Raw genomic sequence first — 14,960 nt, forward strand, 5'->3', positions numbered from 1 at the left:
CGGAATGTCCCGGAGGGTCTGAGCGAGCCGCCGAAGTCATAATACGGAAAGCGAACTCGCGCTTGGCTGCTCTCGGCAGGGTGGGAGCGGCCCCGCCTCGCTCCACCCCGTCAGCGGCAGAGCCAATCTCCAACCGGGCATCATGAGCTCGAGCATGAGCAGTTGTTCAGCATGCAAAGGGCAGTTCCGGATCGCCTTCGAGAGCTCTTCCGGGATGTCGAGGATTCAGGGCCAACCTATCCGGTTCGACTGCTTCTGAGCGCAATCACTTGCGGATCTGGCTACGATGTCGACAAGGACAGGACTACATTGTCGATCAACCGAGTCGAGCCGACGTACGCTGCGACACAGAGCGCCGCCGGAAAGCGCAGAGGGCTCTCGGCAGCCCTTAGAGTCCCAGTGTCGACAAGCTCAAGGTACTGCAGTCGATCGACCAATTCCAAATGCTTTGTTGCAAGCGCAATCAGCGTTCCCGCGTCGCGCTCCCCTGAGGCAAACTCTTGTGCTGCGGCGAACAAGCCACGGCTGATCGCAATGCTGCGACCACGTTCTTCCGGGCTGAGATAACGGTTGCGACTGCTCATTGCCAGCCCATCTGGCTCCCGAACGGTTGGCACAGTGACAATCTCGATCGGAAGATTCAGATCAACCGTCATGCGGCGTATCACAGCGCATTGCTGAAAATCCTTCTGTCCAAAGTACGCGACGTCCGGCTGCACCATGTTGAATAGCTTGCAGACGACAGTCGCTACACCACGAAAATGCCCAGGTCTGAAGGCTCCGCAGAGCGGTTTTGCGAGTTCGCCCGGCTCGACAAAGCTCTCAAACTGAGCCGGATAGATCTCCTCTGCACTGGGTGCGAAGATGATGGAGACCCCGGCACTGCGGCACAACGCTTCATCGCGCGCGAAGTCGCGAGGGTACTTGCTGAGATCCTCATTTGGGCCGAACTGAGTAGGGTTGACGAAGATGCTGACGACAGTCACGTCACAGTGTCCCCGGCTAGCCGAGATCAGGGCCAGGTGGCCGTCGTGCAGGTACCCCATCGTCGGAACGAATCCGATGCGCTTATCGGCATTGCGAACATCTGCAAGGGCGCGACGCAGCTCAGCGACCTTCGTAATTACTTGCATATCTTACCTTGTGGTTGAATTGGAGGGCGCCCAGTTGGCGACGGCATGCCGAAGCTGATCAGGAAGCCGATAGCACTCCTCTGAGCCTGGGAATGCACCTTTGCGGATATCGGCAGCCCAGCGCGACAGCGCCTCCTGGAACAGCTGGAATCCATTTGCATAGGTACGAACGAATTTGGGGCGATGGCCTTCGGTCAGCCCCAAGACATCATGAAACACGAGCACTTGGCCCGAGCAATCGGGTCCTGCTCCGATCCCGATGGTAGGTATCGTGAGAAATTCGGTCGCTCGCGCCGCGAGCTCGGCAGGAATGCCCTCCAGGACCAGCGCGAAGCAGCCGGCTTCCTGCAGACGGTGCGCGTCATCGAGCAGCCGCAAGGCGGTGTCCGTTGTCCGTCCCTGCACCTTGAATCCACCCATGACGTTGACGCTTTGTGGGGTCAGACCGAGATGTCCCATCACAGGAATTTCGCAATCGACCAAGGCGCGTACCATCTCGATGCGTTTGGCGCCCCCCTCGAGTTTCACAGCATCGGCGCCACGCTGCAGGAAACCTCCGGCATTGCGAATCGTATCTTCAGAACCGACATGAAAGCTTAGAAAGGGCATGTCGGCCACAAGCAGGGCATGAGGCCTCGTGCGCGCAACGGCCTCCAGGTGATGATTCATCATGGCCACGCTGACGGGCAGCGTGTTGTCGAATCCCAGGCAGACGTTTCCAACACTATCGCCGACCAGGATGATGTCGACAATGGGATCCGCGATGCGCGCCGCAACCGCATCGTAGGCGGTGGTCATCACGACACGCCGGCCTTTATCTTTCCACTGCTGCAATGCCGGAATCGTGACACGCTCTAGAGGCTGCTCTGAATTGTGGCTCATATTGGACCCGCTCCCCACACACCGTCGGCACTTCCTAGAGAACGCGGGAGAAACCTGTCAATGGCAATGAGAATGGAGATCCCAGTTCTCTAGAACTGGAGAACATCGCAAAAACAGTCCAATGGCCGCGCAACCATGAGCCAAGATCTTTCTCATCGCGATTTCACCACCCCATGGCTCGTCTTCCCCTACGGTTTCCGCGACTATGCCGGCCGAAGCCTCGATCGAGGAGCGGCGCTCGTGACGAGCCACCATCTGCACGCGTTTCTGGGCTGATTGCAGTCTCTTCAAACGGTGACGGCTCGACCGGACCGAGCTGGAGATGCGCGCAGTGGGGACTCCGTCTTTAGGGCACACCTCCGTGCCTGCCCCTAGCGGTACTCGTGAGGCTCCTGCTTCGGCGCTGGCGCGCCGAGCAAGGCGAACGGATGGCAGGCCAGGAACGTCCAAAGGTGACAGGCGGCTGCGAGCGCATCGAGAGCCGCGGTCGAGTAGACGTCGTCGCGAAGGCGCTCAGACCGAGCCAGCCTGCCGGCCCTGTAAGCCCTGAAGTCGATTATTTTTGCCGATGTTTCTGTCACTTGATTTCCACGCGCTTTAGAGGGCCCACTCGAATTCTCGACCAGGGCCGTACCGTCACAACTCAGTCCATTCCTAAGCCGCTCTCCGCCATCGAAGCCATTTCTGATCGGCCTCCCGCCGAGCCTTGAAGCGGTTGACGCATTTCTTGGAGCAAAGGGCGGTCCGCCAGCAGTAATGGCGGATCAGCCCAAATTTTCCGCCGCATACCGCACAGCATGTGGCTGAATGGTCGAGGGAATTACGGAAGCCAATGTGCATTCTCGCCTCCTGTCAGACATTTAATTTGGAAGCCCTGCTGCCCTCTGACCACGGCACCACGCCCGCACCAACGGTGCGGTCTTCCGGCGGCCTGTCTTCCTGGTGCTTGCAGCCATCAAGTGACTGATGTGCGACTGCCTCGCGAAGCATTACTTTCCGCAGAAAGCCTCGCTGAGAATTTGCTCAAAATAATGGATTTCTCTAATCGTGATTAACGCAATTCGCTCGACATTTCGGTCAAATGCTGCGCTTTTCTTGGCTAGCCCGCAGGATTGCTGCGGCAGCCGGATCGGGAGCGCTTAAAGCAAGTGCTTAAAGCACGATCAGCCTGCGAGCCGAGTGTGCTGCATCCTCGTTGCACTATCAAGCGGCAGCAATACGGGCATTTTGTCTTGCATGATCCTCTCACTGCAGACGATTAAAACACTCTGATGCAGCTCACATCAGCAAGTCAGCAGCGTCACGTATTGCAGCATAGATCTCATCAAGGTCGGCGGCCGTAACGCAGTAAGGCGGCATCACATAGATCGTGTTACCGAGTGGGCGTAACAGCAGATTCCGCGCTTGGAAGAAAGCCAAAAGCTTCAGCCCGATGTCCGCCAGATAGCCAGCATCGCTCGTGTTGAGTTCAAGCGCTGTGACTGTTCCTGTGCGTCGGACGTTTGCGAACCGTGAATCGGTGCGGAATGGCGCGAGTGCCTGTTCTTGCATGCTGGCCAAGGATGCCAGCCGCCGGCGATATTCCTCGTCCTGCCACAGCTCCAGATTTGCCTTGGCGGCGGCACAAGCCACTGGATTGGCTGTATATGAGCTCGAATGAAAAAACGTACGCGTGCGATCTTGAGAATAATGCGCATCAAAAATATCGGCACGACAGAGTGTGACGGCGAGCGGCAGCGCCCCAGCCGTGAGGCCTTTCGAATAGCAGGCAATATCGGGCGTGACACCGGCCTGCTCGCACGCAAACAAGGTACCCGTCCGGCCCCACCCGGTCATGACCTCGTCCGCAATGAACAGGACGTCGAAGGCTTCGCAGATCCGCTTCATCTCTCTTAGCACCGAGGGAGAATACATCAGCATTCCACCGGCGCCCAATATCAGGGGCTCCACGATAAAGGCTGCGGGATGTTCGTTTCGGCACGCGTTTTCAAGCGCATCGAGCGTTATTTGCTCACGACCTCTTGCCGGGAACGGAATCGAGGTCACCTCGAACATCAGCGCCCCGTAGGCCGCATTGAAGACGCCACGGCTACCTACCGACATCGCCCCGATCGTGTCGCCATGGTACGAGTGCTGCATCACCACAATTTGGGTTCGCTGTCTTCCGGTGTTGTGCCAGTAGCCGAGCGCCATTTTCAGCGCGACTTCGACGCTGGTCGACCCGCTATCGGAGAAGAACACATGCTCCAGCGCCGGCGAGGTGACCTTCAATAGTTCCGTCGCAACTTGCTCAGCCGGATCGTGAGTGTATCCGGCGAAGATGACCTGATCGAGCTTGCCTGCCTGTTCCCGAACCGCGTTCACGATGCATGGATGGCAATGGCCGTGGGTCACGACCCACCAGGAAGAGATTGCATCGATAAGGCGTCGGCCATCTTCGGTGTAGAGATAAGCCCCCTCCCCCCGCAGCAGCTTCGTCATGTCCCGCTGTAGAGCATGTTGCGTGAACGGGTGCCAGATCGGCGACCTCTTGGCTATCTTCATAGGTTCAGGAAATCACTGCTAACAAAGGAGTCTTTGAAAGCGGCCTGCAGCCTTTCGTCCGTGAGGGGAACAAGCCACGGGAGCCGTCCCAACCAACGCACTCTCCCCATCTCGCAAATCGCGCTTTCAGTTTCGGCGTTTCTTTCGCCAATGAACGCAACTCCAAGGATTCGAATCTGACGCTTCCGCAGAGCCTCTATGGAGAGCAGGGAGTGATTGATTGTGCCCAGTCCCGTCCTTGCGCAAAGCACGACGGGAAGCTGCCAGCGCTCGAAAATGTCGATGTAAAGAGTGCGCGCTGTCAGCGGCACCATGAGTCCGCCGGCGCCCTCGATTACGAGTTGCCGTTCGCCGCTGTCCGGCAGTCGAAGCGTCTCTGTATCTACGCGAATGCCGTCGCTCTCCGCAGAGTAATGGGGCGACGCAGGCGTCCGAAGTCGATAGAGCTCGGTGACAATGCGATCGGACGAGAGGCCGCCGAGGCGGCGGACGCACTCGGAGTCGGTCTCTTGTTCGAGTCCAGCCTGGACCGGCTTCCAGTAATTCGCGCCGAGAAGGCCGGCGAGCCCTGCGGAAAATACCGTTTTGCCGACCCCGGTGTCCGTACCAGTCACGACGATCCGCTTATTCATTAAAATGAGCCCTCGTCACCTCAACCAGCGCATCGAGCATTGCGCGCACGTCCGCTTCCCCGACATTGAGTGTCAACGAAATTCGCAAGCGGGCAGTGCCTGCAGGGACGGTTGGCGGCCGAATTCCGCGGATATCGAAGCCGCGCGCCTGCAGAGCAGTGGCAAGTCGCATTGCATGAGCATTATCACCTACGATGTACGGCACGATCTGAGAGGTCGATGGTGTGCGCAAACCGAGCGAGGTGATCTGCCGATGCGCAAACGCGACGAGTTTGGCCAGCCGTCGCTGCCGCTCCGGCTCTTTCTGCAGGACGAGGAGTGCCTCTCGAACGGCAACCGCCATCAATGGTGATGGAGCGGTGGCAAAAATAAACGGACGGCAGCGGTTGACCATGAAATCGCGCAAGATGCCGGAGGCCGTAACAAGTGCACCCGCCGCACCGAGCGCTTTGCCGCAGGTATGAACGACGATCAGATTTTCACGCATGTCATAAGGGGCCGTGAGCCCTCGTCCCTGATGCCCGTAAGCGCCTGTGGCATGAGCCTCATCCACGATCAGAAACGCGTCTTGGCGATCGGCGATTGCCACCAGCTCTTCGAGTGGAGCGAAGTCGCCATCCATACTGTAGAGACTTTCCGCCACAATCCAGACGCGGCCCGCCCCACCTTTGGTTCGCCAGTCGCGAATTGCGTCTTCGACCGACTGGGGATCATTGTGCGCGTGAATTCGACACTCTGCGCGGCCGGCCCGCGCCCCCTCGTGAATACTAGCGTGCACGAGCGAATCGAGAACCAGCAGATCGCCGCGCTGCGGCAGCGTTGTCAGGAGGGCAAAATTTGCGATATAGCCGCCTCCAAAGAAAAGGGCGGCCTCCGCGCCAAAGAACTGAGCCGCTTCCGTTTCGAGCCGTTCATGCTCCTCGCAATTGCCGCGCAGCAGCCGCGACCCGCCGGCTCCAACCGGAGTGCCCGCCTCGAGCGCGGCGACCACCGCCTTTTTGATGCGCGGGTCGCTCCCGAGTGCGAGATAGTCGTTGGATGCGAAATCGATCCCCACGCGCGGCTTGAGGCAGCGCAGCCGTTTATCTTCGTTCAAGCCATTCAACGCTGCGACGTAGGGACTAAGTCTAGCTGTTTGGATTGACCGCATTCACCACTCCCACCGATCGCATCAAAGTACGCAGAAAATGCGTTGGCCGTTTAAGAAGGAAGGATGGCCCGTTAGGTTCAACTTGCCAGGATGCGATTGTCTCCGTCCACACGCACAATGCGTGGCTTGAATATCTTTGCTTCGGCCTCGTCGAATGAGGCATATGCAACGATAATGATCTTGTCTCCGGGCATCGCCAGCCGTGCGGCCGCACCGTTCAGGCTTATCGTGCCAGACCTCGGCGGCGCCTCGATCACGTAGGTGGCAAAGCGCGCTCCTGTTTCGACATTGTAGATTTCGACGCGCTCGTTGATCACCATTCCCGCTGCCTCCAGGAGCGCACGATCTATCGAGATCGAGCCTTCATAGTGCAGGTCAGCTTCGGTCACTGAGGCGCGATGGATTTTGCCCTTCATCAAAGTTATCTGCATTTCTCACCTAGGCTGGATGTAGGGCAACATATTTGCGCGCACTGCTTTCGTCAGGCGAGCCCGGACGTGATGCCGAGCCGGGCCAGGAGATGCGCATCGCGATCAACTTTCGGGTTTTTGGTGGTCAAGAGCACATCGCCGATGAATATTGAATTTGCGCCGGCCAAGAAGCAAAGCGCCTGCAATTCATCGGTCATGTATTGCCGCCCGGCGGACAAGCGAACCACACTCCTCGGCATCATGATCCGCGCGGTCGCCAGCAGCCGGACCAGCGCGATCGGATCGGGAGGCTCCGCGGTGTCTTCCACCGGCACGCCCTCGATCTTGTTCCACAAGTTGATCGGCACACTTTCGGGATGGCTGGGAAGGTTGGCGAGCAGCACGAGCATACCTAGGCGGTCCTCGACGCGCTCGCCCATCCCGATAATCCCGCCGCAGCAGATCTTAATGCCGGCATCGCGCACATGCGCCAGTGTATCGATGCGGTCCTGCAGGCTGCGGGTGGTGATGATCTTGCTGTAAAACTCGGGCGATGTGTCGACGTTGTGATTGTAGAAGTCAAGGCCGGCCTCGGCGAGGCGCGCGGCCTGCTTCGGCGTCAGCATGCCCAGCGTGACGCACGTTTCCATGCCGAGTCCTTTGACCGCGTTGACCATGTCGCAGACGGAATCAAGATCGCGATCTTTTGGCGTGCGCCAGGCCGCGGCCATGCAGAAGCGCGTGGCGCCGGCATCCTTCGCGCGCTGCGCAATCGCAATCACATCTGGGCAACGCATCAGACGGGTGGCTTTCAGGCCGGTCTCGTAATACGCGCTTTGCGAGCAGTATCCGCAGTCTTCCGGACAGCCGCCGGTCTTGATGCTGAGCAGGCTCGCGGTTTCGACGTGGTTTGGATCGAAGTTCTTGCGATGAGCGCGCTGCGCCTGAAGCATCAGGTCGGCAAAAGGAAGGTCGTAGAGCGCCTTAGCCTCTTCGACGTTCCAATTGTTACGAACCTGCGCCCCGTTGCTTGCTTCCTTCCGCTGGACTTGCGCCGCAGCATCCATAACCCAACCCCGTCCAATTGTAGATAATCGCGTGAATTATCTATAGTCATTGCTCTCGAAGAGATGCTAATCGAGCTGCCTTGCAAATGCACCGGTTATTGCGGTAGATAATCTATGATCACTGCTGACAACGTTACGACGGTGGCGCGCATCGCGGACTCAATCGCTGAGCGCATTATCAGCGGCGCCTTAGAGCCAGGCGCGCCACTCCGTCAGGATCACGTTGCACGAGAATTCAATTCCAGCCACGTCCCCGTGCGCGAGGCCTTTCGGGAGTTGCAGGCACAACATCTTGTTGTCGCTGTGCCGCGTCGCGGTGTTCGGGTTGCCCCGCTCGATACCCGTTCAGTGAAGGAGATCGCCGAAATGCGCGCCGCGCTCGAAGTGGTGGCATTGCGCCATTCGGCGCCAAGGCTCACGACAGCTCATTTGGCTCGGATCGAGCTCGCCTTGATCGAAGGAGACAATGCAAAGACGATCGAGGAGTTTGAGACGGCCAACCGCGCCTTTCACCAAGCCTTGGTCGCGCCGTGTGGAATGCCGCGTCTGCTCGCGAGCCTCGATGGGCTGCAGCTTGCCAATTCTCGATTGGTGTTCGCGATGGCGCGAACGGTGGGCTGGCGACCGCGCTCCAATCAAGATCACCGCCTGATTCTGCAGGCCTTGCGAACGCGCAACATCGATCAAGCCTGTAACCTACTTACGCGGCACATTCAAACCATTGAGCGCCTTACCCTTCCGGCGTCCTAAGCAAATCTGGCAAGCTTCATTGCGGATCGCCGACGATCGCAAGCGACGATCATGCGGCAAGCGACGAGCCTCATTGCAACGCACTCTATTCCCAGATAGTTATGCCACCCCGCTAGCGACATCTCCACGGACGGCCATGATTCGTCACATCGTCTTCTTCAGCGCCAAGGACGAGGCGCATATCGATCAGATCATCGAAGGTCTTTCGCTTCTCACCACGATACCACATGCGCGCCGGCTTGAGGTTGCCCGCAACCGCAAGACCGATCAACTCGGCAACGATATCGACATCGTGGTCTATGGTGAGTTCGACAGCGAGGCGGAGCTCGCGGCGTACAAAGCGCACGATCTCTACCAGGAATCGATTAAACGGGTCCGACCTCTCCGCGAGCTGCGGTTTGCGGCCGACTACAATGTATCAATAGATACCCCTTTCGCCTCCACGGCAGGATGATCCAGGTGATGCCGCGCAGCAAAAAGTCCAGCGCCGGGCTAACTTGGCAATGGACCTCAAGTTTCGGGCCATCGCAGACAAGCGTCATTCTCATCGGCTGGGGCAACAGATGGTACAGCACTCTTACGACGTCAGCCGCCGGTGACCGATAACCCGATGTACGTTCGCGAGTTGCAGTGGCTCGAACCTGTCACAGCGATGCGACATCTTGGGCATCGATCGCATCTCACGTTTCTCGATAGCGCAGCAAGGCACGAGCTGCTTGGGCGCTACTCATATCTAACGTGCGACCCGTTCGGCACCTACAGGGTCGCGAACGGCCAAGCCAGTTGGAACGGACTGACTCTCGAGGCCGATCCATGGAAGGTCCTCCGCATGCTACTCGCGAAGTACCCGCAAGAGGACTGTCCCGATCTCCCACCGTTCCAGGGAGGAGCGGCAGGCTACTTTGCCTACGACATGAACAGAACATTGGAGCGATTGTCTGCGCCAGCAAATGCCGGTTTGGGTTTGCCCCAGTCCATCCTGCATTTCTACGACGTGGTCATCAGCTTCGACCGCCGGGATAACAAATGCTGGATCGTCTCGACCGGGTGGCCAGAGCAGGATCGCGTGCGACGGAGCGAACGAGCGCGTCGTCGAGCCGACGAGTTTGCAGCATTGCTTGCCGGTCCAAAGGCGCCACAGAAGGGTTGTCCCAGCAAAGCGGGCGCATGGCGCTCGAACTTCAGCCGCGAGGGCTACATTGCGGCGGTACAACGCGTGATTGACTTAATCCTGGCGGGTGACGTGTTCCAGGCGAATATTGCGCAGCGTTTCAGTGCCCGCCTGTCGACCTCGTTTGATCCGCTCGCCTTCTATTGCCAGCTACGATCATTGAATCCGGCGCCTTTTGCGGCCCTGCTGCGATGGGGAAAGCTGACCATCGCATCAAGCTCGCCGGAACGATTTCTGAAGCTTGAGGGGCGACAAGTCGAGACACGACCGATCAAGGGCACGATCGCGCGTTCGCCTGATTCCAAGGAAGACCACCGCCGTGCGGCTGTTCTCCTTGCTTCCGAGAAGGATCATGCCGAGAACACGATGATTGTCGACCTTTTGCGTAACGATCTGTCACGCGTTTGCACTGCCCATTCGGTCCAGGTTCCGGCCCTGTGCAATCTCGAGTCCTATGCCTCGGTGCACCATCTCGTGTCGATCGTGACGGGGACACTTGCCGGAGACGAAGACGCCGTTAGCCTGCTCCGTGCTTGCTTTCCCGGTGGCTCCATTACGGGAGCGCCAAAGCTGCGGTCGATGGAAATTATTACAGAAATCGAGCGCATAGCGCGAGAGGTCTATTGCGGGGCGATCGGCTTCATCGGCTTCAATGGGCACATGGACACGAGTATTGCGATCCGCACTGTCACGATCGATGGCGACCTGGCTTTGTTTCATGCGGGCGGTGGTATAACGGCCCTGTCGGAGCCCGAGGCCGAATACGAGGAAACGCTCGCCAAGGCAGAGCGAATCTTTGATGCATTTGGTTGTGAACCAGCTGGTGCTTTTTGATTATCATCATCGATAATTACGATTCCTTCGTTTTCAACATTGCCCGCTATTTCCACAAGCTCGGTGAAGCAACGGAAGTGATCCGAAACGACGCTATCAGCACCAGCGAGCTCGTTGGTCTCAAACCGCGCGCGGTGGTGATATCGCCCGGCCCCTGCACCCCAACTGAGGCAGGAATATCGACAGCAGTGGTCCGCGAACTTTCAGGACGCGTACCAATTCTCGGCATCTGCCTTGGACATCAGTGTATTGGGAGCGTTTTCGGAGGACGGGTGGCGCGCGCGCAACGGCCCATGCACGGACGGCGCTCATCCGTTGCGCATGACGGCCGAGGGTTATTCAAGGGACTGCCAACCCCGCTTGACGTCGGACGCTACCATTCTCTCATCGTCGAGCTTGATCAGTCATGTGCGCAGAACCTCATAGTGACAGCGCGTTCGGAGGAAGGCGAGATCATGGCCCTCACTCACGGCTATTATCCCACGTATGGGGTCCAGTTCCATCCGGAGTCGATCCTTACCTCACAGGGGCACGTCCTGCTTATGAACTTCTTGCGACTGACAGAGCATTTCCGAAGCCACGCGGAGCAATGAGAGGCTCGGCTTGCCCATCAAGATGGTGGACCGTTGGTTTCCGACTTGGTTGGAAGGCGCAGCGGCATATGGCAGGCATTTTGTGGCAATCAGCGCTGTTCCGTGCTCGGCTCCGCAGTTAGCGGCCCGCCTCCGACAGAAATCGGACCTTGCGGTTTCAAGGGCCGGACGTCTCTCTTGGCCGGCTTGGATGTGGTGCGCACCGATGGCGAAGAAGCAGCAGGAGCAGGAGAAGCAACAAGCGCCGGATTCTGCAACTGCTCGATTCTTTGGGTCAGGGCTGCGATCTGATCCGAGATCCGCTTTACCTCGGCTTGCTGCGCACCGACGTTGCGATTGAGCTCGGCAATTTCATCGGCTGTCTTCTGCTGCCCCGATTGGATCCCTAAAAGGACGTCCCTATCTTCAGGTGACAAGCCAAGCGTCGGAGGCACGACTTGATGCGCCGACGGCGCCTCAGCAAACGTTTCGATATTCGCCCAAAAATAGACTCCTCCGGCGCAAAGAACGAGCAATACGGCTAGAAGAGCAAAGATCCACCGACAGCCTTTCGACGGTCTCTGCAGGACCGGCGGCAACTCAGATGCTTGGGATTGATCCGTTACAGCCACACCCCGCTCTCATCATCTCGATCTGCTTTGGTTGTTTTCGTTGCCGCGATAGCAGAAGATGGTCAAGAGCTGCCGCGAGCCGCAAGCCCCGCTGCATCATTTTCAGCAATGTTGTCCCCAAAGCCGGGACTTGATCGCGTCAGGGTTTTTACGAGCAACGCAGGTAAATAATAAGGGCCGGTAGAGGGCATTACCCGTGAAGCACATTCATGCCTGCTTGCTCTAGAGAGGGCCGCCTCACCGAAAGGCTGGGCACGTTGACTTTGGCGCAAAAATGCTGCGCAACCCATGCAAGAAGCGTGTGATGCGAGCCCAACCGTAAGACTAACTATATCGTTCGATGGAGGGGGACTTGCGTTGTTAGTGGGCAACTGCACGAAGCCCAGCCAGGAGATCAGGTCGGCCGTTCAGAACCACCGGCACTATGCGAAAACGAAGCGGTTCGAGGAAGGGGATCCCTACGGATGCCTGAGCAGATCATCTGCAACCGCCGGACCTCCGTTTGTGGAAAACCATACCAACGTCCCTGTCCGGCTGCGTACGTCTTTGCGTGAGGTCTTGTAGAGATCCTAGCGCGCCAAAGGTCGACCACGGGATCTAAATGAACGCAAATGCGAGCAGGCTAGAGCAAAGCAGCGCAAGGCCAGCGGCGGTCAGGGCCAACAGGCTGCCGGACACCATGTCATGATTGCGCATGAACCGTCCCTCATGGCGCCCGGAAGCAGCACGAGCGGGCGGCTGCCTTCGTGGTGAATAGCCAATCACCAGATTACTACTCAAATTGGCTGCACTATTCCTGCAGTCTGCAAGAGAAAATGCTTTTTTTAAGCGCAATCGTCCCGCTGTTCGGCGGCTGCCGGCGAGAACGAACGAGTATCAAAATTTGTGAGGTGTTTGCTGGCCAATAGGCCGTGAGATGCCCCGTAAGAGCCGCCCCTCCTCCAAGGCACAGGATGTGAGCCGTTTCATATTTGCGATATATCGTTTCGAGTAATCCTTGTTGCATGCGCGTTCTCCTAATCCTCCTCGCGGCTTTTACGATCATGTTGGCGGCACGTGACCGGCGCCAAAATGGCTTCGTGCCACGCCCGACGGCATCCATGCCCCTGGTCGACGTGCCGTAACCCAGGCACCTGCCTCTGTCCGCAAACGACTCGCACTTCATTGGGCAACCACTCAGACCCATACTTGCGATCTGCACCGCTGCTGTAGGCAGCACATCTTCCGCCCTAGGGCGGGGACAGCCACGTCATTCTGTCATTGCGGAACTGGCGTAGCGGCACTTAAGTCCGGCAGCGCAGGCCCAAGCTCACGGAGCCGATCAGCACACTTCGCTGGCCACCATCTCAAACTGGGCGGACGACTATAAGTTCAACTTCGGACGAAAGGACACCTACCGCTGGCATTTCGTCGACATCGACATCGAGCGGCCGACATATGACGTCGCTCTTGATTGCAAGGATGAACACGACCAGGGAACTTGCATCCTCGAAGGTCTTCCGGCGGCGATTGCGATCCTCAAAGACAATTTGCGATCTGAGGAAGAAGGTTGCGCGCTCTGAAGCTCGTTGTCCATCTGGCTGGGGACCTGGAGCAGCGTTGCACGCAAGCGAACATAACGGCGATCAAGGCGGTTAACAAACTGCATGTCATCTTGCACGCGAAGCGATCCGACGGCACGTCATATACCCGCGCGCCGACATTCCACAGCATGTGTGAGGACGCTCTGGTCGATCTCGAGGCGTATTCGTGGGGGAGTTAAACTGATGCGCTGGATGCCGATCTGCTGCCGACAGTCGAAGCCCCGCCCTATGATGAAGCACGAGTTGCTGCTTGCGCGAACGATACGCACGCCCTGGGTATAAGAGCCTATCAGCTCCTGCCCGCAGGAACGCTGGACCACAACGATTCGGGCCACGCCGTAGAGTTCAGCAACTATTATGCCGTACCCATCAAAGCGGACCTGGATCGCGAGCTGGTAAGGGAGTAGCGCGGCTTAAGGCTATTCCGGAGGATGCACTCGGCAGTTCCAGACGAACTGCCAAACTTAGGTCGGCCGCAAGACACCTCCCACTAATTCTCGACAATCACGATTTAACAAGATCAGTGTTAGATGCTTTGTACGCTCGCATTCCGCACGATATCCCGAGGACGGTTCTGCGCGATGAGGTCGTGCGGCTTGAGGGCAATCCTTTTCGCATCGACGCGAGCGCCGCATTTCTCGCTCTCTCATGAAATTAATGGACCCAAGGTGATTGGGACCTCTTCTCTGGCGGCATTCAGAGCGGCGCGCGAACCGCGTACTAGTCAGCACCGATCTACGCCATCCTCGACTTGGCCGGCGGCGGCTAAGCCATCGTCTGGTCGCGCTGCCCCCATTGATGCTGCGCCTCGCGTCCTGCGTGGCTCCGCGGCTCGGCTACAGCGTCGCGCATCACGGACCTCTTCGGCCCGTCCTTCTGAGCATACTCAACTTTGCCCTCCCTCTTGAAGAAGTCATTAGTGCGAATGGAAATGGTGCTGTTCGTTGCTCCTAGTCGTTCGTGAACAAGGGTTTAAGCGATTGAGCGGGAGTCTGTTTTTCGGCCGAGTGGGCGTTTGAGATTGCAAGGATTTGGAGCTCAAGACCGCCAAACCTTGCGATTCGCTTGTGGCGGTTTGGACTCCGATCCGAGTCCGAGGGGTCTGCCCTCATCTCTTGCGCAGCAAGGCTGCTCGGAAGATGGTCTACATACTCAACCTCCTTCTTCGCGCCGTCATGGCGCACATACCACGGTGCAGCCGAAGCCCATCACCTTTCCGACCGATGCCGAGCTGCTGCATGCGGCCGTCAAAGGCCTCAATCGCCTGGCGAGAAGGCACGGGGTCAGGCTCCGGCAATCCTATGCCCGCGTGGACAAGGCCGCCGCGATGATGGCTTCCCGCTACGCTCACGCCAAACAGTTCAGGCGGCATCAGCAACAGTTGCGCATCCTGCGTAGCAGGCTCGGCCGGATCATTCGCGACATCCCCCGCAACATCGATGGCCAGCCGGCACTGGAGGAGGCCTTCGCCCTTCCGCTCGGCCGGGCCGCGCAGATTCGTTCGCAGCAGCGCCAGCGCGGCTGGAAGCTTTATTCCTTCCATGCTCCGGAGGTGGAGTGCATCGGCAAAGCCAAGGCCGCCGCGCCTTACGAGTTAATG

Annotated in this window: 12 protein-coding genes and 1 pseudogene; 5 read left to right on the plus strand and 8 right to left on the minus strand. The window is 58.4% G+C overall.

Annotated elements, in window-relative coordinates; all coding sequences use genetic code 11:
• Positions 1-281: 281 nt before the first annotated feature.
• The 7 genes from panC to bioB form a co-directional block, all read right to left on the minus strand.
• A complete protein-coding gene (panC, locus tag QA649_RS35350) occupies positions 282-1,133 on the minus strand; it encodes a pantoate--beta-alanine ligase (RefSeq protein ID WP_283021250.1) in 852 nt (283 codons plus the stop codon).
• A 3-nt stretch (positions 1,134-1,136) separates the two neighbouring features.
• Complete coding sequence (gene panB / locus QA649_RS35355) at positions 1,137-2,015, minus strand: 3-methyl-2-oxobutanoate hydroxymethyltransferase (protein ID WP_157329405.1); 879 nt, start codon at positions 2,013-2,015, stop codon at positions 1,137-1,139.
• Positions 2,016-3,293: 1,278 nt separating this feature from the next.
• Positions 3,294-4,559, minus strand: a complete 1,266-nt coding sequence (locus QA649_RS35360) for an adenosylmethionine--8-amino-7-oxononanoate transaminase (protein WP_283021251.1) — start codon at positions 4,557-4,559, stop codon at positions 3,294-3,296.
• The gene (bioD, locus tag QA649_RS35365; protein WP_283021252.1) at positions 4,556-5,191 is read right to left on the minus strand and encodes a dethiobiotin synthase; all 636 of its coding nucleotides are present in this window, start codon (positions 5,189-5,191) and stop codon (positions 4,556-4,558) included. The genes QA649_RS35360 and bioD overlap by 4 nt, the downstream gene beginning before the upstream one ends.
• Positions 5,184-6,341 (minus strand): 8-amino-7-oxononanoate synthase, encoded by a 1,158-nt coding sequence (locus QA649_RS35370; RefSeq protein WP_283021253.1) that lies wholly within the window; start codon positions 6,339-6,341, stop codon positions 5,184-5,186. Before QA649_RS35370 ends, bioD begins: the two co-directional genes overlap by 8 nt.
• A 77-nt stretch (positions 6,342-6,418) precedes the next feature.
• Positions 6,419-6,772 carry an aspartate 1-decarboxylase gene (panD, locus tag QA649_RS35375; protein ID WP_100233477.1) on the minus strand — a complete coding sequence of 118 codons (354 nt, stop codon included), beginning with the start codon at positions 6,770-6,772 and terminating at the stop codon, positions 6,419-6,421.
• A gap of 50 nt (positions 6,773-6,822) precedes the next feature.
• A complete protein-coding gene (bioB, locus tag QA649_RS35380; protein ID WP_283021254.1) occupies positions 6,823-7,818 on the minus strand; it encodes a biotin synthase BioB in 996 nt (331 codons plus the stop codon).
• A gap of 114 nt (positions 7,819-7,932) precedes the next feature.
• Here bioB and QA649_RS35385 point away from each other — a divergent pair, with 114 nt between their 5' ends.
• From QA649_RS35385 to QA649_RS35400, 4 genes are all read left to right on the plus strand, one after another.
• On the plus strand, positions 7,933-8,568 hold the full coding sequence (locus QA649_RS35385) for a GntR family transcriptional regulator (protein WP_283021255.1): 636 nt from the start codon (positions 7,933-7,935) through the stop codon (positions 8,566-8,568).
• A 136-nt stretch (positions 8,569-8,704) separates the two neighbouring features.
• Entirely contained in the window at positions 8,705-9,022 is a 318-nt protein-coding gene (locus QA649_RS35390) for a Dabb family protein (RefSeq protein ID WP_280969186.1), read from the plus strand.
• A 156-nt stretch (positions 9,023-9,178) separates the two neighbouring features.
• Positions 9,179-10,573, plus strand: coding sequence for an aminodeoxychorismate synthase component I (gene pabB, locus QA649_RS35395; RefSeq protein WP_283021256.1), 1,395 nt, complete (start codon positions 9,179-9,181; stop codon positions 10,571-10,573).
• Positions 10,570-11,166, plus strand: coding sequence for an aminodeoxychorismate/anthranilate synthase component II (locus QA649_RS35400; protein WP_167406925.1), 597 nt, complete (start codon positions 10,570-10,572; stop codon positions 11,164-11,166). Before pabB ends, QA649_RS35400 begins: the two co-directional genes overlap by 4 nt.
• A gap of 89 nt (positions 11,167-11,255) precedes the next feature.
• Here the strand turns inward: QA649_RS35400 and QA649_RS35405 are convergent, their stop codons facing one another.
• The gene (locus QA649_RS35405) at positions 11,256-11,777 is read right to left on the minus strand and encodes a hypothetical protein (protein ID WP_283021257.1); all 522 of its coding nucleotides are present in this window, start codon (positions 11,775-11,777) and stop codon (positions 11,256-11,258) included.
• A 2,769-nt stretch (positions 11,778-14,546) separates the two neighbouring features.
• Here QA649_RS35405 and QA649_RS35410 point away from each other — a divergent pair.
• Positions 14,547-14,954 (plus strand): annotated as a pseudogene (locus QA649_RS35410) (IS5/IS1182 family transposase); the annotation flags it as partial.
• Positions 14,955-14,960 lie beyond the last annotated feature (6 nt).

The sequence above is a fragment of the Bradyrhizobium sp. CB1717 genome, assembly GCF_029714325.1.
Classification (GTDB): domain Bacteria; phylum Pseudomonadota; class Alphaproteobacteria; order Rhizobiales; family Xanthobacteraceae; genus Bradyrhizobium.

Bases quoted from the DNA above. Each gene is read 5' to 3' on its own strand.
- panB (WP_157329405.1), bottom strand. From the start codon at position 2,015: ATGAGCCACAATTCAGAGCAGCCTCTAGAGCGTGTCACGATTCCGGCA.
- QA649_RS35385 (WP_283021255.1), top strand. From the start codon at position 7,933: ATGATCACTGCTGACAACGTTACGACGGTGGCGCGCATCGCGGACTCA.
- QA649_RS35360 (WP_283021251.1), bottom strand. From the start codon at position 4,559: ATGAAGATAGCCAAGAGGTCGCCGATCTGGCACCCGTTCACGCAACAT.
- panD (WP_100233477.1), bottom strand. From the start codon at position 6,772: ATGCAGATAACTTTGATGAAGGGCAAAATCCATCGCGCCTCAGTGACC.
- pabB (WP_283021256.1), top strand. From the start codon at position 9,179: ATGTACGTTCGCGAGTTGCAGTGGCTCGAACCTGTCACAGCGATGCGA.
- bioB (WP_283021254.1), bottom strand. From the start codon at position 7,818: ATGGATGCTGCGGCGCAAGTCCAGCGGAAGGAAGCAAGCAACGGGGCG.
- QA649_RS35370 (WP_283021253.1), bottom strand. From the start codon at position 6,341: ATGCGGTCAATCCAAACAGCTAGACTTAGTCCCTACGTCGCAGCGTTG.
- bioD (WP_283021252.1), bottom strand. From the start codon at position 5,191: ATGAATAAGCGGATCGTCGTGACTGGTACGGACACCGGGGTCGGCAAA.
- QA649_RS35390 (WP_280969186.1), top strand. From the start codon at position 8,705: ATGATTCGTCACATCGTCTTCTTCAGCGCCAAGGACGAGGCGCATATC.
- panC (WP_283021250.1), bottom strand. From the start codon at position 1,133: ATGCAAGTAATTACGAAGGTCGCTGAGCTGCGTCGCGCCCTTGCAGAT.